At 68.8% G+C, this 18,812-nt stretch carries 19 protein-coding genes and 1 pseudogene; 7 read left to right on the top strand and 13 right to left on the bottom strand.

The window, feature by feature from the left end:
- Positions 1 to 10 precede the first annotated feature (10 nt).
- A pseudogene (locus HP550_RS07110) lies at positions 11 to 404 on the top strand (ArsR/SmtB family transcription factor).
- Positions 401 to 1,213 (top strand): cytochrome c biogenesis CcdA family protein, encoded by an 813-nt coding sequence (locus tag HP550_RS07105; protein WP_175346892.1) that lies wholly within the window; start codon positions 401 to 403, stop codon positions 1,211 to 1,213. Before HP550_RS07110 ends, HP550_RS07105 begins: the two are co-directional and overlap by 4 nt.
- A gap of 71 nt (positions 1,214 to 1,284) precedes the next feature.
- Here the strand turns inward: HP550_RS07105 and HP550_RS07100 are convergent, their stop codons facing one another.
- Entirely contained in the window at positions 1,285 to 1,956 is a 672-nt protein-coding gene (locus tag HP550_RS07100) for a cytochrome c oxidase assembly protein (RefSeq protein ID WP_175346891.1), read from the bottom strand.
- Positions 1,957 to 1,967: 11 nt separating this feature from the next.
- Between HP550_RS07100 and HP550_RS07095 the strand changes: the two genes are divergently transcribed.
- The gene (locus tag HP550_RS07095; RefSeq protein WP_175346890.1) at positions 1,968 to 2,444 is read left to right on the top strand and encodes a copper resistance CopC family protein; all 477 of its coding nucleotides are present in this window, start codon (positions 1,968 to 1,970) and stop codon (positions 2,442 to 2,444) included.
- A gap of 60 nt (positions 2,445 to 2,504) precedes the next feature.
- Here the strand turns inward: HP550_RS07095 and HP550_RS07090 are convergent, their stop codons facing one another.
- From HP550_RS07090 to HP550_RS07050, 9 genes are all read right to left on the bottom strand, one after another.
- Complete coding sequence (locus HP550_RS07090; protein ID WP_246280663.1) at positions 2,505 to 3,182, bottom strand: DUF305 domain-containing protein; 678 nt, start codon at positions 3,180 to 3,182, stop codon at positions 2,505 to 2,507.
- Between the two features lie 5 nt (positions 3,183 to 3,187).
- Positions 3,188 to 3,829, bottom strand: a complete 642-nt coding sequence (locus HP550_RS07085) for a DUF3105 domain-containing protein (protein WP_175346888.1) — start codon at positions 3,827 to 3,829, stop codon at positions 3,188 to 3,190.
- 62 nt (positions 3,830 to 3,891) lie between these two features.
- Positions 3,892 to 4,551: a TlpA family protein disulfide reductase gene (locus HP550_RS07080; protein ID WP_175346887.1), complete on the bottom strand. Its 660-nt coding sequence runs from the start codon at positions 4,549 to 4,551 to the stop codon at positions 3,892 to 3,894.
- Positions 4,552 to 4,581: 30 nt separating this feature from the next.
- Complete coding sequence (locus tag HP550_RS07075; protein WP_175346886.1) at positions 4,582 to 6,132, bottom strand: murein hydrolase activator EnvC family protein; 1,551 nt, start codon at positions 6,130 to 6,132, stop codon at positions 4,582 to 4,584.
- Positions 6,125 to 7,045 (bottom strand): cation diffusion facilitator family transporter, encoded by a 921-nt coding sequence (locus HP550_RS07070; protein ID WP_175346885.1) that lies wholly within the window; start codon positions 7,043 to 7,045, stop codon positions 6,125 to 6,127. Before HP550_RS07070 ends, HP550_RS07075 begins: the two co-directional genes overlap by 8 nt.
- The gene (locus HP550_RS07065; RefSeq protein ID WP_175346884.1) at positions 7,045 to 7,716 is read right to left on the bottom strand and encodes a methyltransferase family protein; all 672 of its coding nucleotides are present in this window, start codon (positions 7,714 to 7,716) and stop codon (positions 7,045 to 7,047) included. The genes HP550_RS07070 and HP550_RS07065 overlap by 1 nt, the downstream gene beginning before the upstream one ends.
- Positions 7,706 to 8,299 (bottom strand): cation efflux transmembrane domain-containing protein, encoded by a 594-nt coding sequence (locus HP550_RS07060; RefSeq protein ID WP_246280657.1) that lies wholly within the window; start codon positions 8,297 to 8,299, stop codon positions 7,706 to 7,708. The genes HP550_RS07065 and HP550_RS07060 overlap by 11 nt, the downstream gene beginning before the upstream one ends.
- Positions 8,300 to 8,352: 53 nt before the next feature.
- Entirely contained in the window at positions 8,353 to 8,757 is a 405-nt protein-coding gene (locus HP550_RS07055) for an ArsR/SmtB family transcription factor (protein ID WP_425484424.1), read from the bottom strand.
- A 469-nt stretch (positions 8,758 to 9,226) separates the two neighbouring features.
- Positions 9,227 to 9,526 carry a thioredoxin family protein gene (locus HP550_RS07050; protein ID WP_175346882.1) on the bottom strand — a complete coding sequence of 100 codons (300 nt, stop codon included), beginning with the start codon at positions 9,524 to 9,526 and terminating at the stop codon, positions 9,227 to 9,229.
- A 182-nt stretch (positions 9,527 to 9,708) separates the two neighbouring features.
- On the opposite strand from HP550_RS07050, the gene HP550_RS22200 reads away from it, so the two are divergent.
- The 3 genes from HP550_RS22200 (at position 9,709) to HP550_RS07035 (ending at position 11,479) form a co-directional block, all read left to right on the top strand.
- Positions 9,709 to 9,891: a TlpA disulfide reductase family protein gene (locus HP550_RS22200; protein WP_246280656.1), complete on the top strand. Its 183-nt coding sequence runs from the start codon at positions 9,709 to 9,711 to the stop codon at positions 9,889 to 9,891.
- Between the two features lie 256 nt (positions 9,892 to 10,147).
- Positions 10,148 to 10,789 carry a DUF3105 domain-containing protein gene (locus HP550_RS07040; RefSeq protein WP_175346881.1) on the top strand — a complete coding sequence of 214 codons (642 nt, stop codon included), beginning with the start codon at positions 10,148 to 10,150 and terminating at the stop codon, positions 10,787 to 10,789.
- A 240-nt stretch (positions 10,790 to 11,029) separates the two neighbouring features.
- Positions 11,030 to 11,479 (top strand): DUF305 domain-containing protein, encoded by a 450-nt coding sequence (locus tag HP550_RS07035; RefSeq protein WP_175346880.1) that lies wholly within the window; start codon positions 11,030 to 11,032, stop codon positions 11,477 to 11,479.
- Here the strand turns inward: HP550_RS07035 and lnt are convergent.
- Complete coding sequence (gene lnt / locus HP550_RS07030; protein ID WP_175346879.1) at positions 11,473 to 13,050, bottom strand: apolipoprotein N-acyltransferase; 1,578 nt, start codon at positions 13,048 to 13,050, stop codon at positions 11,473 to 11,475. The genes HP550_RS07035 and lnt overlap by 7 nt on opposite strands.
- Before the next feature lie 225 nt (positions 13,051 to 13,275).
- Positions 13,276 to 13,752 (bottom strand): multicopper oxidase domain-containing protein, encoded by a 477-nt coding sequence (locus HP550_RS23200; protein ID WP_425484423.1) that lies wholly within the window; start codon positions 13,750 to 13,752, stop codon positions 13,276 to 13,278.
- Between the two features lie 969 nt (positions 13,753 to 14,721).
- Here HP550_RS23200 and HP550_RS07020 point away from each other — a divergent pair.
- Positions 14,722 to 15,510 carry a prolipoprotein diacylglyceryl transferase gene (locus tag HP550_RS07020; protein WP_343048030.1) on the top strand — a complete coding sequence of 263 codons (789 nt, stop codon included), beginning with the start codon at positions 14,722 to 14,724 and terminating at the stop codon, positions 15,508 to 15,510.
- Positions 15,511 to 15,596: 86 nt separating this feature from the next.
- On the opposite strand, the gene HP550_RS07015 is transcribed toward HP550_RS07020, so the two are convergent.
- A complete protein-coding gene (locus tag HP550_RS07015; RefSeq protein WP_175346902.1) occupies positions 15,597 to 18,803 on the bottom strand; it encodes a beta-phosphoglucomutase family hydrolase in 3,207 nt (1,068 codons plus the stop codon).
- Positions 18,804 to 18,812 lie beyond the last annotated feature (9 nt).

The following is an 18,812-nucleotide window of genomic DNA, read 5'->3' as shown; positions in this document are numbered from 1 at the left end:
GGTTCAGCGCATGCTGACGACTGAAGCACGACTCGGCGTCATGAATCGCTTGGGACGCGAGATGGCTGACCCAGCCGGGCACGAGTATTGACGGCGCTGCTGTCGGGGCCGGCCTATCCGGCCGATCTTGCAGATGCCCTGCACCTGACCCGTTCCAACGTGTCGAACCACCTCACGTGTCTGCGCGGATGCGGCCCCGTGGTCGTGCAGTCAAGGGGCGTCGGACTCTCTACGCGATCTCAGACCTGCACCTGGTCAGAGCCCTGACGTTGCTCGTGGACGCCGTTCTGGCGGTCGACGACGGCGACGACTGCGGTGACGCCGCGTGCGACGTGCCAGGGTGCTGTGCCGACTGCGGGCTGACACCGACGCCACGAGGGCAGGCCGGCGGGCGGAGTGAATGACGTCGCTCAGCCTTGCCGTGACGAGCATCGGTGACACCTTCGCGGCGGCCGCCTTCTCTGGACCCACACTTCTCGCGCTTCTGGTCGCCGCGGTGGCAGAAATCGCCTCCTTCGCCTCGCCATGCGTCCTTCCCCTGGTGCCTGGATATCTCGGGTTTCTTGGAGGCCTGACGGCCCAGTCGGTGCCCGGGACGTGCCTCGACGCCGACGATCGAGCTGACCAGACCGCTGGGCGCCGCCGTCTGGTGCTGGGCGTAGCGCTCTTCGTTGCAGGGTTCGCCGCCGTGTTCATCGCCTTCGGCGTCCTCGCCGGTTCGCTTGGCTCAGTGCTGCTGCGCTGGCAAGACCCCCTCGCGCGGGTGCTTGGGGGCCTCGTCATCGTGATGGGCGTCGCCTTCCTCGGTGGCGTCCCGTTCCTGCAACGTGAAGCTCGACTTCACCATCGTCCGCGGGCCACGCTCTGGGGCGCGCCAGTCCTCGGTATCACGTTCGGCCTCGGCTGGACGCCCTGCATCGGACCGACTCTGGCGGCAGTCATGGCTCTGTCACTCGAGACCGGCTCGGCCTCTCGGGGCGCGCTGCTTTCGGGTGCCTACGCGGTCGGGCTCGGCCTGCCGTTCGTGCTCGTCGCTGTCAGCGTCCACCGCAGCAGCCGCTTGCTCGCCTGGATCCGGCGGCGCCGCCTTGCTATCGCCCGCACCGGAGGCGCTGTGCTCGTCCTCGTCGGGCTCGCACTGGTCACCGGTCTTTGGGGTGAGTGGACGCAGTCGCTGCAGGGCCTCGTCGCCTCCTTCCAACCCGCTGTCTAGCCCGCGCTCTCTGCTCGCCGGACTATGGAACTCCTGCACCAAGGCCTCCAAGGAGGGTTCGTCACGGTCATCTAGGCCTGCGCTCCTGGGCGCCTGTCGAGCGACTGCAGGTAGGCGTTGTAGGCATCGAGCTCTGCGTTCCCGTGCAGGTCGACAATCCGGTCGGCCAACTGCGCGCGGCGTGCGTCGTCCCGTTGCCATCGGGCGAAGATGATCAACAGGACGACCAACGACGGCAGCTCACCGTAGGACCACGCGAGCCCACCGGCGACGCCCTGGTCGGCCACGAGATCGACGCCCCATGCGGCAGGCGGATGGGTGAAAGCGCCTATCAGGGGACGTGTTGCCATCATGACGATCACACCGAAGAAGGCGTGCAGCGGCATCTCCACGATCATGTCGGCGGCGCGGCCCGCGTGACCCTGCGCGCGTGGCAGCGGGTCTGTGGAGAGCACGGGCGCGGTGAACAGCACACCCGCTACGAGAAAGGTCACCTCGAGGGCTACGTGCCCACCCCAGCCGGCCAGGGCCCAAGCAGCGAAGTCGCTCAGGTATAGCCCGTAGAAGCTAAGCAGGAACAGCGGGATCGTGAAGCCCGGATGCAGCGCAACTCGTGCCGGTCGTGATCTCAGTCCTCGTCGTGCCGCTATCAGGACCACCCGTCCGACGCGTCCGTGGGGCGTGGCTCGCAGCAACAGCGTCCCTGGACGGCCAAGCACCAGTAGCGGGGGAATCGCCATCATGTCAGGTCACGTTGACCTTCGACGCGACCGCGATGGCGCTCGGCACGGAGCTCGTGATCACCAATCCTGCCGGGGCCGTCGTGAGCACGGAGCCGGCCCAGCTGATCGACGCGAACGTGACGCAGCCGCTGAGTGGTGATCTTCCTGCCGGGCTCTACACGGTGCAGTGGCGGGTGACCTCGGAGGACGCCCATCCCATCGAGGGCAGCTTCACGTTCACCGCTGCAAGCCCGCCGACACCGGATCCTGGCGCCGCAGAGACACCGTCCGTCGCGGAGTCGACACCGAACACTTCAGAGAGCAGCCTCGCGCCGCCTGCGCCGATCCCGGCCACAACCAGCGACCTAGCCGTGGCGGACGCGCGAAGCACAGGCGGCGCCATCAGCGCCGGCCCGCTCTTCGCGATCAGCGGAGGCCTATTACTTGTCGGGATCGTCACCGCGGTCCTTCTCTGGCGGCGGCGCCCGCCGTCGCCTCCTGCGGACTAACCCCTCGGGACTGCGGTGGCCGGGCTCGACCCTGCCGCAGGAGATGTCGCATGGCCCGGGTCAAGGACTGGGCAGCGGGCCCCCGCGCTCAGCGAGCATGTCCCGCAACACCGTCAGCTCCGCGCTCTGGGAGTCGACGATCGCCTGTGCCAACCGTCGGACATCGTCATCGGCTGCCATCGCGACCGCTGCCTGCGCCATCTCAACGCCACCCTCGTGATGCGGAATCATCAGCTGGAGGTAGAGCCGATCCGCCTCAGAGCCGGTCGCCGCACTCAGTCTGGCCAGGTCCTCGGCACCAGCCATGCCCGGCATCGGGAGGTCACCTGACGGCGTCTGTGTTGACCCGTGCTCCATACCGGCCATGTCGTCACCGCCGGTGGACATCCAGGCCATCGGGGCGCTCGACGATGTCTGCGGCAGATCCCATTGCGTCAACCAGCCATGCATCTGACCGGCTTGCTGCTGCTGGGTGAGCATGATGTCGCGTGCGAGTGTGCGAACGTCGGGATCCTCTGACGTCTCGAGTACCGACATGGACATCTGCACGGCCTGGCCGTGGTGGGTCTGCATGTCTCGGGAGAACCCGGCGTCCACCGAGTCTGCGGCGGGCGCCGCGGCGGCTGCGCCCCCGAGGCTGATGCCGATCCACAGCGCCAGGGCGGCTGCCGCGACAACGATGAGCAGGAACATCGCGACGAGCGGGCCGGGTCGGACCCGCCGGTCGTCGTCGTCCATCTCGCTCACGCGGGGGTTCCGGTTCCCCCGGTGCACGGCGCTCCGGGCTCGGGCGTCTGCTCGCCCTGCTGGTACTTCGCAAGGAACTGCTCGAGCCGCGGGTCAGCTGCCTCGTCGAGGGACAGCTGGACGCCCCAGGCGCTGGCAACGATCGGTGCGGCCTGCCCCTCGAACGGGCTGAGCAGCATGTAGGGGTTGCGCTGCGCCAGCGACTTGAGGGTTTCGACCTGGTCCTCGGGTGTGGCGTCGGTGTAGGTGATCCACACGGCGCCGTGTTCGAGGGAGTGCACGGACTCCTCGTTGACCAGGACGTCCTCGTAGACGCCGCAGTTGGTCCAGACGCCGGCGTGGTTGCCGCCGACCGGTGGGGACTGCTCGTAGGCGACCGGTTCGGCGACGTGATCACGGCCGAGGTCGGGGAACTCCTCGACCCCGTCGAGCGGCACCGCGGCTTCGACCTCAGCCTCGAGCGCGGCCCTGCGCTCACTCTCGACGGCGACCGCGGTGGTGCCGATCAGTCCGAGGAGCACGACCGCGACGGTGCCGAAGATGAGCATGCTGCGGCGGCGTTCCTTGCGCGCTTGCTCGGCTCGCACCAAGGCGAGCTTCTCTGCGCGTTCCTTCTCGGCCTGCTTCCGAGTGCTCACGTCGCTCCTCGCGTCCGGGTGTGCATCGAGTGGGTGTGCATCGAGTGGGTGTGCATTGTGCCCTACGAGCTTGTGGGCGTCGGGCCGATCTGAGCGTCGGCGATGACGTCCTCGACGATCGTGCGCAGCGTGGATCCCTCTGCTAAACCAACGATGCGGGCGGCGACCCGGCCCTGCCGATCGAGTACCACGGTCGTCGGGACCGCTTGGACCGGGACAACGGTGGCGAGCTCGGCGATGGCGGTGCCGTCGGTGTCGTCGATCGAGGGGTAGGGCACGGAGAACTCGCGTTGGAACGCCTGAGCTGTGCCCTTGGCGTCGGTGCGGTTGATGCCCAGGACGCGCACGCCCTGGTCCTCGTAGTCGTTGGCCAACGAGACCAGGTCCGGGGCTTCTTTGCGGCACGGGGGGCAGGCGGCGTACCAGGTGTTCAGCACGATGACGTCACCGAGCCAGGCCGAGGTGTCGATGGCCTGACCTTCGTAGTCGGTGCCAACCAGGGTCACGGCCTCACCGCGGTCGGTGACCGGCCAGGTCTGGGTCGTGCCGTCACCGGACAGGTAGCCCTGGTCGGCGACGTCGGCCGGCTGACCGCTGGTCTTGGTGGTCTCGGCGGCGCATCCGCCGGCCAGAGCGATCAAGAGGGCGGCCACGGCGGCCGCGCGGGTGGTGGCGCGTCGCCGGCTGGTCGCGGCTGTGGGGCGATCGGGGTGCGTGCTCATCGTGGGTCCTATCCGGGTGAGTGCTGCCGCTCAGCGGCCGAGCAGAGGCCTCGGGTTCACGGTCGACCCGTTCACGTAGACCTCGAAGTGCAGGTGGCAGGCACCGGACAGGCCGGTGTTGCCCGAGTAGCCGATGAGCTGGCCCTTGGCCACGCCCTGCCCGGCGCTGACCACTGATCGGGTCAGGTGGTTGGAGCTGCTCATCAGCGAGTTTCCCTCGACGGTGCCGTAGTCGAGCATGACCTGGTTGCCGAAGCCGTTGCGCCACTGCGACCACAGCACCGTCGCGTCACGCGGCGCGTACAGGGGGGTGTTGCACCCGGTGCGCAGATCGATTCCGGCGTGCAGGCGCACGTAGCCCAGGATCGGGTGCAACCGCATCCCGTACTCCGATGTGACGTACATCGGGTTGATCGACGTCGGGTTGCCAAACACCGCGCCGGACACCGAACCGGACGGAGCCTCGACTGGTGGCGGCTTTTGCCCGGCTGCCTCCGCGGCGGCACGCGCAGCCGCCTCAGCGGCCTCACGGGCGGCGCGTTGCTCGGCGATGATCGCGGCGAGCTCGCGCTCGATCGCGGCGCGCTGGGCGTCGATCTCGGCCTGTTCGGCCTCCGCCTGGGCCTTCAGGGCCGTGATCGTGTTCTGTCGTGCGGTCTGGTCGGCGATCAGCCGCACGATCTCGTCCTCGCGCGCCTGGGCGACGCGCCGTGCCTCGTCGGCCGTGGCGACCTTGGCTTCCGCCTCCTGCTTGAGCTCAGCCACGCGGTCGGTGACTGCGCCGAGACGCGCCTCGCTGTTGCGGTTGGTGGCCTCGACTCGGCGCAGGTCATCCAGGACGCGGGCCTGGCTGCGGAGAGCTGCGTCGACGAGTCGCGCGTTGTCCAGGAAGTCGCTGGCGTCCTCCGCATCCAGCATCACGTCCAGCGCCGAGACCCCGGGTGCGCCGCGGTAGGCCTCTCGAGCCATGGCTCCCATGGCGGCGCGCAGCTCATCGGCATCGGCACGGTCTGCAGCGATGGTCGCGGTCAGGCTGCTGCGCTGCTCGGTCGCGTCCTGCAACCGGTTGGCGACGATGATCGCCTCACGCTGCGCCGCCTCCAAGGTGGCACGTGCGGCTTCGAGCTCGGCCTGCGCGGCGGGCAGCCGGGACTGCGTGGCCTGCAGGTCGAGCACGGCTTGGCCGAGCTGGACGCTGAGGCCCTCGATCGAGGCGCGCAGCTCTTCGGCGCGACGGTCTGCCGCGCTGCTGCGGCGCTCGGCCTCGGCCCGGCGATCGTCGATCGGCTCGGCATGACCTGCCCCGCCGCCGGTGCCAGCCACCATGAGCACAGCGCAGAACAACGCAGCCACCGTCCGGCGCCGCCTCTGGCCGGTTCGGATCCGGCCAGAGGTCGTGGGGCTCGCGCCCTGAGGAGTGACGTGACGCAGCATGTCCGAAGTGGCCGGGATGGGGGACAGGGAAGATGGCGCGGCCAGCGGCAGGTTATGCAGCGTGCGCAGCGTGGGTCGCTTCGGACACGCGACCGCTTCCTGTGAACCGAGCGGCTCGCCTGAGCGCAGTGCGCGCGGTTCAGGCATGGCTGGGATGCTCGTGGCTGCGATGACTGACCGGTTCGACCTGGAACGTGGAGTGCTCGACAAGCACATCGAAGTGGGTCGCGACGCACTCCTGGAGCTGGTCCAGGATCCGGCCCGCGTGACCGTCGTTGAAGCAGCCCTCGTCGACCACCACGTGCGCGCTCAGGACGGGTAGTCCCGTCGCGATGAGGGACGCGTGCAGGTCGTGGACCTCCCGGACGTGCTCCACCTCGAGGAGGTGAGTGCGGACCGCGTCCAGGTCGAGTCCCGGTGGGGTGGCCTCCAGCAGCACCCTGATCGTCTCGCTCAGCAGCTTCAGAGCCCGCGGCACGATCAACGCCCCGATGAGCAGACCGGCCACGGCATCAGCCTGCAGCCACCCGGTCGTCGCAATCACGATGGCCGCCGCGATGACGGCCACGGAACCCAGCGCGTCATTGAGCACCTCAAGGAAGGCCGCTCGCAGGTTGAAGTTCGCGGAGCGCTTCGAGGACAGCACCAGCAGGGACGCAATGTTGCCGACCAGCCCGATCACCCCGAAGATGACCAGCTCACCGGCCGGGATCTCGGGCGGATCGAACAGACGCTGCACGCCCTCGACCAGGACGTAGATGCCCACTGCGAGGAGGACGGCCGACTGGGCCAGCGCGGCAAGGACCTCCGCCCGCCGGTAGCCCCAGGTGCGTTGCGGGGAGGCTGGACGCAGCGTCAGCGAGGCGGCGAACAGTGCCAGGAGCAGGCCGCCGGCGTCGGTGAGCATATGAGCCGTATCGACGAGCAGCGCCAGGCTGCCAGTGACGACGGCGCCGATCGCTTGAGCGACCAGGATTGACGCGGTGATGGCGAAGGCGACCGCGAGGCGCTTGCGGTGATCCTCTGCGCCGGCGGGAGCGTGGTCGTGATCGTGGCCCATCAGAGCGTGTCCTTCGAAGATTGCGAGTGGGTTGCGGTGTGCACAGTGCCGCTGGGTCGCGCCCGGCCCACGCCGGGAAAGAACCGGCCGACCCGACGGGTGTAGTCCAAGTACTCCACGCCGTGAGTGCGCGCCAGGTACGGCTCTTCGACGACCCGAACCTGCAGCTCGATCGCGGCGATCAGGCACACCAGGGCTGCGGCGCTGACAGCGGTGGGCACCAGCAGCGTCAGCCCCAGGAGCGCGGTCGCCATCGCGGTGAAGATGGGGTTTCGGACAACGGCGAACATGCTGGTCGTGACCAGGCCGGTGACTTCGGTCCGGTCGACGCCGATCCGCCACGAGGAACCCATCCCGGACTGGGCGAGCAGCACCGCGAGGAAGCCGACGATCGCCACGATCGCCCCCACCCAGCCCAGGGCGCCGCCGGCGCCCGCAGGCGCCGTGACAAGGCCGGCTACCGCGAGGGCCGGGCCTGCCGCGGCGAGCAGCAGCGCAGCGACGAACAGGATGCCCCCCCACCACTCGGCCGAGCCCCGAGTCCCGGAGACTCCCTTATAGCCGCTGTGCCCCGTGCGCCGCATGTGCAACCAGGTGCGAAGCCCGAAGGTGCACGCAACGCCCACTGCGTAGAGGCCCAGGGCGAGACGGGCGGCTGTGTCAGTCGTCATCGTCGTCGCCCTCGACCAGCTCGCCCTCCCAGGCCTCCCTGCCCTCGTGGATGGCGAAGGCGGCGATGATGAACGCGGCGACGGGGTCGAGCCAGGCGGCACCGGTGAGCTGGAAGAGCGCGACGCCGGCCAAGGTCGAGACGCTCAGCCAGACACAGATCCTGGTCTCGGCGGCATCCGCGAGGATCAGGTTGTCCCCGAGGCGGACCCCCACCGCCCGCTTCATTGCCGCCAGCACCGGCATCACGATGATCGAGGTCGCCAGCAGCACGATCACCGGAGTAGACGTCTCCGGCCTCTCCCCGCCGACCAGGCTCCGGATGCCTTCGAAGGTCACGTAGGCCGCCAGCAGGAAGAACGTCGCTGCGACTGCCTTCAGGGTCAGGCGCTCCTTGCGCTCGTCCGCCTCGCCGTGACGCAGACGGCTCGCAAGCCGGATCCCGACCAGGACCGCCGCGATGGACTCGATGCCTGAGTCGATGCCGAAGCCGACGACCGAGACCAGCCCTGCCATCAGCCCCAGGGTGATCGCGATTGCCCCCTCGGCTACGTTGTAGACGACGGTGAACTGGGCCAGCCGCAACCCGCGTCGGGTGAGCCGCTCGACCTCCAGGCCCGTGAGCTGTGCAGGCTGGCTCATGCCGGCACAGCCGTCGCGGACAAGGTGCCCGTGCCGGCCACACCGAACGTGGGGCACAAAGTGACGGCATCCCCAGTCAGATCCAGCAGCCGCTCCGCCGCGGCAAACACGTCCATCAACGCCTCGGGGTGCGTCAGGCTGAACACCGAAGCGCGCCCCTGTGCTCGCGAGCTGACCAACCCACAGTCACGCAGGCACACCAGGTGCTTCGAGACCGTCGACTGCGCCAAGCCGAGGTGCTCGACGAGGTCCACCACCCGGTGCTCACCGAGTGCCAGGTGCTGCAAGATGACCAGCCGCGACGGATCACTGAACCCGTGGAAGAGGCAAGCAGCTGCCGACAGCCCCTCCTGCGCACGCGTGGAGGGAGGGCGGCTCGCACTGGCGTTCGGCATCGTCATGTGGCGATGCTATCGCCGCTGGCCGATTCGCGATAGTACCTAGGGAGGCCAGAGGAGCTACTGCGTGCGGGAAGCTGGTGACGTGCTCCACCCCTGCTTCGGCTCACCCATTCGCGATGGCACCACGACTCTTGTGGGAGGGCTTGACAGCCCCCGCGGCCGCTTGGTGACCCTCGTGCGTGTGCGTCAGGTCAGGAATCGCTCGGCCCAACTGAGAACTGGTGCAATAACACGACGCTCGTGCCAGCCCTGCTGCACCACGAACGCGCGGGCGAGCCGGACCGTGGCCCGCCCGCGTCCAGCGATCGAAGGTCGACGACGGTCGGCGGCCTCGGTCGCTCGGCGGTTCAGGTACCTCGCACAACCCGCACAGACCGCGACCTCCGGGTGCGCGCCAAGGTGCGACAGCGCGTCCTGCGAGTAGCCGCAGCACCAGCACAGAGCGTCGAGCGGCGACTGGGCGATGCAGTCACGACAGCACCTCGACCAGCTGGTCCACGGAGGGCAACCCTTCCAGTCCGTCGCGCGTCGAGTAGAGCCGGCAGCTGAGCGCGGCCGGCGCGGTCGGGTGCCCGAAGGGGTCGACGCCGTCGAGAAGGATCGTCGGCGACCCGGTGAAGCTGAGACGCGCTGCGTCGTCCTCGGTCTCCACTCGCTCGAGGGCAATCGCGACGCCCCCGTGGCCGGTGCCGTCCAGCGCCGCCCGCAGTCGTTGCTCTGCCAGCCGCCAGTTCGGGCATCCGTCAAAGTAGCGAAGCAGCGCGTCCATCAGGCCATCGTCGCACCGACGTTCAAGAGCCTCCACTGTCGGGCAAGACCACTCCGCACATAGACCGGACTCACTGAGTGAGCCCGCTCGGTCAAAGTCCCACGGTCAGCCGCGGTCAATCTGTCTTGCATCTCGACACCGGGACGGACTATTAGGGTGAGGCCATCGACACGTTTGCCTGGTTGGGAGACGCCATAGTGCTGAACACCTGGTACGCGGCATGCCCCCCGAGCCGCAAGGAAGCACCGGACCTGGCCTCGTTGGCGAATGACTACGTGGACAAGAGAGTGCGTGTCCTGGGGATCAACCGGACCGACGCGCAGGGCACGGCACAGGCCTTCGAACGTGAGTTCTCGGTGCCCTAACCGGCGATCGAGGACACCGATCGCGCCGCGATCGCCGCCCAGCTGGCCGCCGGCGTCCCGGTCCAAGCCGTGCCGACGACCGTGGTGCTCGATCGGCAGGGCCGAGTCGCGGCACGCATCGTCGGCCTGGCAGAAGGATCGACCTTGCGCACGATCGTCGATGACGTACTTGCTGGCGTCGAAGTTACGCAGGCGCCCACAAGCTCGTAGGGCACAATGCACCCCCAATCGATCGACCCCTGACGCGAGGAGCGACGTGAGCAGTCGGAAGCAGGCGGAACAGGAGCGCGCCGCGAAACTCGCCCTTGTGCGAGCCGAGCAGCGACGCAAGGAACGACGTCGCGACATGCTGATCTTCGGAACCGTGGCGCTCGTGATCGTCGGCCTGATCGGCACCACCGCCGTCATGCTCAGCCGCGAGAGTGATCGCAAGGCCGCGATCGAGGCCGCGGCGGATCAGCCGATCGACGGTGTCGAAGAGTTCGCCGACCTCGGACGTGACCACGTCGCCGAGCCCGTCAACTACGAGCAAACTCCACCGGTCGGCGGCAACCACGCTGGCGTCTGGACCAACTGCGGCGTGTACGAGGACGCCCTGGTGAATGAGGAATCGGTGCACTCCCTCGAGCACGGTGCGGTCTGGATCACGTACACCGATGCCGCACCACAGGACCAGGTCGAGGCTCTCAGGACGCTGGCGCAGCGCAACCCCTACGTGCTCCTCAGCCCGTTCGACGGACAGTCCACGCCGATCGTCGCCAGCGCCTGGGGCGTGCAGCTGCCCCTCGATGATGCGGCAGACCCTCGCCTCGAGCAGTTCCTCGCGAAGTACCAGCAGGGCGAGCAGACGCCCGAACCGGGCGCGCCGTGCACCGGGGGGACCGGAGCTCCCGCGTGACCGAGACGCACGACGCCGCTCGGCGCGTCCGACCCGGACCGCTGGTCGCGATGTCTCTGCTCATGCTCGTCGCATAAGCCGCCCGGGCTCTGTGGATCGGCTTGAGCCTCGGTGGGGCAAGTGCCGCGACGCCAGACGCGGACTCGGTGGACGCCGGCTTCTCGCGTGACATGCAGACCCGCCATGGCCAGGCCGTTCAGATGAAGCAATGGGATCTGCCGCAGACGTCGTCGGGGCCTCATGGCCTGGATGTCCGCCAGCGGCACCGGGATGACCGGCATGGACCACGCCTCGACGCTCGCGCCGTCCGGTGATCTCCAGATGCCCGGAATGGCCAATGCCCAGGACGTGGCCCTGAGTGCAGCGACCGGGACGGAGGCTGACCTCCTCTACCTCCAGTTCATGATTTCGCATCACGAGGGCGTCGTGGAGATGGCAGAGGCCGCAGTCGCTGCGGCCACTGATGATGATGTCCGACTCCTCGCACGGGCGATCGTCGAGTCCCAGAGCGCGGAGCTGGCTGTGCTGCGCGACATGCTCGCGGAGCGGGGCGGCCCGCTGAGGGGCCTCCAACCGCGGATCGATGGATCAACGCGGGAGCAGCTTCGCGATTGGCTCGGGCGCCACATGTCCGGACCGCCTCATCACGGGCCGTCTCGCTGCTCGTCGACACCGCCACATGTTCACTGACACCGGCGGACTCCTGCATGGGTCGGTTCCTTTCGACTCGCGGCGAGCCCGGCAAAGACCAAGACGACCCCGATGACATCCACAAGAATCCCCGGCCACTCCCCCAGCCAGTCCGCCGGGGTGATCGACGTTCGTAGTGGCAGCTCTGCAACCATCTGCTCGGCTGTGAAGAGACTCGTCGAGACCAGAACATCACCGTCGGGGGCGATCAGGGCGCTGACACCTACCGTGGAGACCTGCGCAACGGCCCGCCCGTGCTCGACCGCGCGGAACCGCGACATTGCCAGCTGCTGTGTCGACTCCGGCGTCAGGCCGAAGGAAGCGTTGTTCGTTGGGATCACGATGAGCTCGCCGCCCCCGAGGACGCCCTCCCGGATCAGGTCGTCGTACGCCACCTCGAAGCAGATGGCGGTGGTGATCGGCACTTGACGCCCGAGACGCTCAATGCCCACTTCCACCAGGGCAGCGCGGGTCCCGGCCACCATGTCGGTCGTGATCCGGTCCACGACGGGAGCCACCTGCCGGAAGAGTTCCCGGTACGGGACGAACTCACCGAACGGCACCGGCCGCTGCTTCGTGTACTCCACGCCTGGGTCGGCCCCCGCCCCCGGCTTCCACAGGATGTAGTTGTTGTACCGGAGACCTGGCAGGAATCGTTGGGTGCCCAGAAGGATCGGGGCGTCAACGGCGCGTGCGGCGGCGTCGACGGTCGCAGCCACAGCCTCGTCAGTGCGGGGATCGATGTCCGAGGCGGACTCCGGCCACAGCACCAGGTCGAGCTCACTCGGGTCCACCTGCTCGAGCAGGGCGCGCGTACCATCAGCGTGGTTCGCGGCGACCTCCCGCGCCTGGGACATCGCCTCAGCCCCCTGTGACGGCACATTCCCCTGCACGGCGCCGACCCAGAGGGTGCCGGACTCCGCAACCGTGCTTAGCGGTACGAGCCCCGGCAGGAGCACGGCCGCGAGGGCGGCGCCCAGACGCAGGCCCGCCTCACCGACGCGCCGCGTCCACAGCCTCAGCACAACGACGGCCAGCACGGCGCCGGTTGCGACGACCGCGCCGCTCACCAGCGGCTCGCCACCCACCGCAGCAAGGCGCAGGAGCGGGGAGCCCGTCTGGGAGAAGGCAAGGCTCCCCCACGGGAAGCCGCCGAAGGGCCATCGGCCCCGGAGTTGCTCGACGGCAATCCACAGGACAGTCACCGCCACGACCTGCCGCCAGTCGCGCTCGCGCACCCAGGCGCCCCGCCGGACCCAGACCCACGCGGCGCCGAACACCCCGAGGTAGAACGCCTGGAACAGGGAGAGCGCCACCCACCCGATCGGCTGCCCGACCGCCTCGTTCGCCCACCACACATGCGGCAGGAAGAAGCCGAGCCCGTAGAGCAAACCCACGACGAAGCCCCACCACGCCGAGTCCCGACGCAGGGCGAGGAAGAACAGGGCGATCCCTACGAAGGCCATCGGCCACCAGGACCGACCGGGGAACGCCGCCTCGGTCAACGGTCCCGCTGCGACCGCGAGGAGCGCGGACCATGCCCGGGGTGCCTGCCCGACCGTGCGCGGCATTGGGACGGCGCGCGGCGGGGCTATTGCCCGGCCGACCGACGCAGTCGCGGACGCCGTCATGAGACGTAGCAGAGCAGGGTCATCATCATTCCCAGCTCAGCGCTGGTAGATGTTGTGCCAGTGGATCGCCCACTGCTCGGGATTCTCGGCCTGCAGGTCGACCAAAGCGTCTCCATCGGCAGCACGATGACGGTGTCGATCGTCGACTCGTAGCGAATCACCAGCTCAAGCTGGGCGCCGACGTGCGGATGGAACCAGTACGTCCCGGGTCCGAGACCGCTGGGCGTACTCGAGCGCCCCGCTGGGGGGTACCGCGTCCTGGGTGAGACCCGGCACGCCGTCCATGTCGTTGCTCACTGCCAGGGCGTGCCAGTGCACCGTCGTCTCCGCGGGGAGGCTGTTCGTGACGCGCACGCCCAGCTCGTCACCGGCGCCGAGCCGGATCCCCTTGCCTGGTATGACGCCGTCGTGCGCCCAGGTTCGCACGATCCTCCCGGCGAGGTCGACGTCTGTCGGCGCGGCGCGAAGGTCACGCCGGAGAATCCTGCCGCCGGCCCGCGGACCTCCTTCGGCCAGGATGACGGCCACGGCACCCGGACCGACGGTTTGCGGGCCACCTAGGACCCGGGTACCTGCGAACCTGCCGCCCCCGACGACCGCGACGCCCACCGCGCTCAGTTGGCGGAAGTGGCGGCGGCTCATGCCGGCGGCGGAAGTTGAAGACATCAAGAAGCACCTACTCATGTTCATCGAACGGACGGACGCGACCCCATTCATTGTCGTGGGACGTGGCGAGCGATCTTGGCGCCCGCCGATCAACCTTCGGTGAAGGTTCCCGCTGCGGAGCCTCGCGCCCGGTCCTCCGGGCCACGCCGAGGACGCAGTCCGATCCGACGAACGTCCTCCATCGTTGACCGACCTCAAGGCCGTGAAGGGGAGTTCCGCAAAGACTTGACCAACGGCGAACCGATCGTGCTCGGGTGGCCGAACAACCGGCGGTGCGTAGGTTGTCCTGTTCCCCGCGTCGCTGTGATGCACCCACCCTCCCTGCCGAACATGAGCTGCCGCCGCGCCGAGGTCTTCGCCGCCCTCAGGCGCGAGCCGTTGGTTTGACGAACGGCCCGGCCATGACCCACCAGTCCACGCCCCTCCAGGCGGTCAACTCGTCCGGTACTTCGACACCTGGCTCGGCGAGGTCAGTGGCACATTTCTCCGGACTCAGACACCTCACCGAGAGGTCCGCAGGTCAAGAACTCCCTCTGCGAAGCCACCGCTGACCGATCCTCTCAACGCCGGCGCGGCGAGCCGCGCATACCCGGTGTCGAAGTGGAGCCGCAGCGCGCGCCCGCTCAGGCCCGACCTCTGCACTGTAGGCACCCGTCCCCGTTCCAACTAGCGCCCCAGCGGCGGGCCCGAAGCGGACATCGGCGGGCCGCACGGCTGAAGTGGAGCGCACCGCCCGCAGCAGAGGACTCGATGCGCCATTGAGGGCCGGGCCCAGCGCACGTCCTCGGGCCCAACGACAGGGTGGGGGGTGACTTTCATCGAACGTTGATCACACGCCAGCCGGACCAGAGGGCATAAGGGCCCAGCGTGGTCGTCGGGCGCCCCGTCGCGTCATCGGCCGACGGCACCGCCGCCGGATTCAGGAGGGAGACTCACGTGCTACCGGTGCTGTTCTCGATCGGCAGCTTTCAAGTGCAGAGCTACGGCGTCAGCAAAGCCGTCGCCGCGATCGTCGCGATCTGGCTTCTCGGCCGGGCTTTCGCCCGCCTCGGACTCCCCAAGGATTCCGCCACCTCGCTGGTGCTGTGGGCCACCATCTGGGGATTCGTCGGCGCCAAGGCCTACTACGTCTTGGAGCACCTGTCCGATTTCAGCCTGCACCACCTGGGCGGCATGGGCTTCACCTGGTACGGCGGTCTGATCGGCGGTGTGATCTCAGCGCTCGTGGTCATCCGGCGCCATAGCCTGCCCGCGGCCGAGGTGGCCGGTGCCGCGGCAGCGCCGCTCGCCCTCGCCTACGGCATCGGTCGGATCGGCTGCTTCCTGTCCGGAGACGGCACCTACGGCACACCCACCACGCTGCCCTGGGGCGTCGCCTTCCCGGACGGCGTCGTTCCGTCGACGGTCCCGGTGCATCCGACGCAGCTGTACGAGACCCTCGCCGCCGTGCTGATCGCCGTGATCCTCTGGCGCCTCGAGCACCGCCTGGCACCGATCGGGGTCTTTGGGGCCTACCTCGTGCTCTCCGGCATGTCCCGGTTCCTTGTGGAGTTCCTGCGCATCAACACCCCGGTGCTCGGCGGGCTGACACAACCGCAGCTTTGGGCGTTGATCGGCATCGCGGTCGGTGGTGTGGCGATCGTCCGAGCCGGCCGGCGCACTACGCAGGGTCGGCCGGGCGTGATCGCGCCCGCCGGTGCGCCGCACCCGGACGGCACCTTGGTCTCGCCGTGACCCCACCGCCGGTGCGCCCGCTCGGGGCATCCCAGCGAATCGAGATCCTCGCCGGATTCGCAGCAACACGGGTGGGCGAATGACGCTCACGCGCCGTATGCGGCATCCTGAGCCGTCGCGTTCTCTCGGGGTCTCGGAGTGGTGAAGACCACGTCCTGACCGTCCACCATCGTCCTGGTCCGCCCGCCCACCCGCACTCGCACACGCTGGTTGGTTACCCGCGGGTCGGCCGCCACTGCAACAGAGTCGCGGTCCAGCCGAACCTGCAAGCGCTGCCCGCGGTGCACCAGACCGAACCGCGCCGAGACAAGCCCGTCGGGCAGACGCGGGTTAAGGACGACCATGTCACCCACCGTGCGATAGCCGGCGAAGACACGCGTGACGATGTCTAGAGTGCTAGCCATCGCACCGAGATGGATGCCCTCGCTGGTCGTCCCACCCTGGGTGTCGTCCAGGTCCGCGGCGAGGGCGTCCCGGAACGTCTGCCAGGAGCGTCGCGGGTCCACGCGTGCCAGCACCGAGGCGTGCACGACGCGACTCAGCGTGGACCCGTGCGCAGTGCGAGCCAGGTAGTACTCGACTGTCCTCGTGAGCGCATCGGGCGTGATGCCGTAGCCGAGGCTGCCGATCGTCTCGACAAGGACCTCGGGGCCCAGCAGGTAGACGAGCATGAGGACGTCCGCTTGCTTGGCAAGCTTGTACCGGTTGGTGGAGTCTTCCTCGGCTTCCAGGATGAGGTCCAGACGTCCGATGTTCCCGTACCTGGCCCGGTAGGAAGGCCAGTCCAGTTCCTTCAGCTCCGCGTAGTCGGCGAACTGGCTGATCACTCCGTCGTCGTGGAATGGCACGGCCAGTCGCCTCGCCAGGTGGTCCCAGTCATCGGCTTCTGTCGGCTGGATCCGCAGGCGTTCGTGCAGCTCGTCCCAGTCGTGGCGCTGTGTGAGCTCGAGGGCCTCGACGGCCCGGCGCAGCACCCACGCGGCAAGCACGTTGGTGTAGGCGTTGTCGCGCAGGCCGCCGCCGGGAGCATCGGGGTAGCCGTCGTGGTACTCGTCCGGGCCCATGACACCGTCGATGTGGAAGCGGTCCTCCACGGCGTCGTAGGTGGCCAAGGACGTGAAGAGTCTGGCCACCTCGATGATCAGGTCGGCACCGCGATGCACGAGCCAGGCGACGTCCCCGGTGACCTCGAAGTACCGCCAGGCGCTGTAGGCGATCGCCAGCCCCACGTGCCGCTGGCGGCTGGAGTTGTCCGGCATCCAGCGCTCGGATCTGCGATTGAACAGCATGCTGGGCGTCTCCTCACGGCCGTCGCTACCGCTCTGCCAGGGAAACATCGCTCCACGGAGACCTTCGTGCGCAGCGCCGTCGCGGGCGGCGTCCAGCCGCCGGAACCGGTAGTCCAGCAAGGAGCGCGTGAGCCAGGGCTGTCGAGCGGTCAGCACGGGTAGGACGAAGAGCTCGTCCCAGAACACGTGCCCGCGGTAGCCCTCTCCGTGCAGCCCCCGCGCGGGCACGCCCGCATCCAGCTCGGCGCTATGAGCCGACACCGACTGGAGAACGTGGAACACGTGCAGATTGAGGACGAGCTGGGTCTGCCGATCAGCGTCCAGCGCAATGCCATAGCGGCTCCAGAGCCGTGCCCAGCTGGCGATGTGGTCGGGGAGCAACCCCGCGAACCCGTCCGGTGCCCGCAGCAGCTCCTCTATGGCGGCGAGCCGGGGCGAGGCAATGGCCCGATCCTTGGTGGTGAAGATCGAGACGGTCTTGTCGATGGTGACCGGTTGACCGTCGTGCAGGGTCACTTCCAGCAGGAGGTCCCCACGGTCCCGATCGTGCTCCAGGACGGGATCCCGGTTGGGTTCGGCACCGGTGACCGTGGTGCGTGCCGCGGTGGCGATCCGCACGTGGCTCTGGGTCGTCTCAACCTCGACCAGCATGGTGGCCTCGCCGGCCTCCTGAACCGTCACCGTCCGCAAGTGCCGGTCGGCGAGCTCGCGGTACTCGGCGACGTTGTCGTTGCGTACGCCGGCGTCGATACCCGAGCGCACTCTGATAGGTCCGTCCCACCCCTCGGCTACCAGAGTCGTCTCAAGACCGCAGAGGTGCGGCCGCGCCATCGACGCGAGACGTCGCTGGGAAAGGCGTAGCCGTCTGCCGGCTTGGTCTGTCAGCACGGCGGTCCGCGTCAACACTCCCCGCCGCAGGTCCAGCTCTCTGCGCTCCGCGGTGATGGTCAGGGCACCCGCCGACCACCAGCCCTCGGTGCCGATGCCCACGTCGAAGACGAGCCAGTTGGGGGCGTTGACGAGCGACTCGTCCTCCATCTGCCTGTCGTGCACCATCGTCGTCAATCGGTTGTACACCCCGGCCAGATACGTCCCTGGGTAGTGGACACCATCGCTCGCTCGCTCGGGAGCGACGCCGCGGGTGCCGAGGTAGCCGTTGCCCAGCGCGGTCAACGCCTCGCGATGCCCCTCGTGCGCCGGGTCGAAGCCCTCGTAGACGAGAACCCACGGGTCCGCTCTCAACGACCCGAGGTCCAGCTGCGCGACGTCGGAGACGACGACGTCCGCACCGGCAGCCTCCAGCGAATCGCGCTGGCCACCGCGGTCGACCCCCACGACCATGCCGAACCCACCGCGCCGTGCCGCGGCTACGCCCGCCGCAGCGTCCTCGACCACGGCGGCGCGAGCCGGCTGTACCCGGAGCTCGTTCGCGGCCTGGAGAAACATGGCCGGATCCGGCTTGCCTGGTAGTCCAAGGTCCTGGGCTCGCTCGCCGTCCACGACGACGTCGAACACCCCGTCGAGGCCGGCCGCGGTCACGATTGCCGCAGCATTTCGGCTCGCTGTGACGAGGGCGAGCCGGACGCCACCCGCGCGAAGCCTGCCGAGCAGCTCGGAGGTGCCCGGGTAGGCCTTGACGCCCGTGCCCGCGAGCAGGCCTAGGTAGATCGAGTTCTTGCGCCCGGCCAGACCGTGCACGGTCCAGGACCCGGCAGGGTCGTCGGGCGAGCCTAGGGGGATCTCGATCCCCCGGGCAGCGAGGAAGTTGCGCACCCCGTCCTCCCGCGCGCGCCCGTCGACGTACCGGCGGTAGTCGGCGGTCGCGTCGAACGGTTGATGGGAGGCACCGCCCGGGACTCGGGCGTCGGCCAGCACATCGGCGAACAGCTGTCGCCACGCGGCGGCGTGGAGGGTGGCGGTGTCGGTGACGACGCCGTCCAGGTCGAAGATCACCGCTTCCTGGGGCGGTGTGGCACCGGCGGGTGCCGGAGTGGACGAACGCATCTTCGATGG

The organism is Cellulomonas humilata, assembly GCF_013359775.1.
Taxonomy (GTDB): Bacteria; Actinomycetota; Actinomycetes; order Actinomycetales; family Cellulomonadaceae; genus Cellulomonas; species Cellulomonas humilata.
The sequence above is the reverse complement of the archived record's forward strand: the minus strand, read 5'-3'. Positions and strand labels throughout refer to the sequence as shown.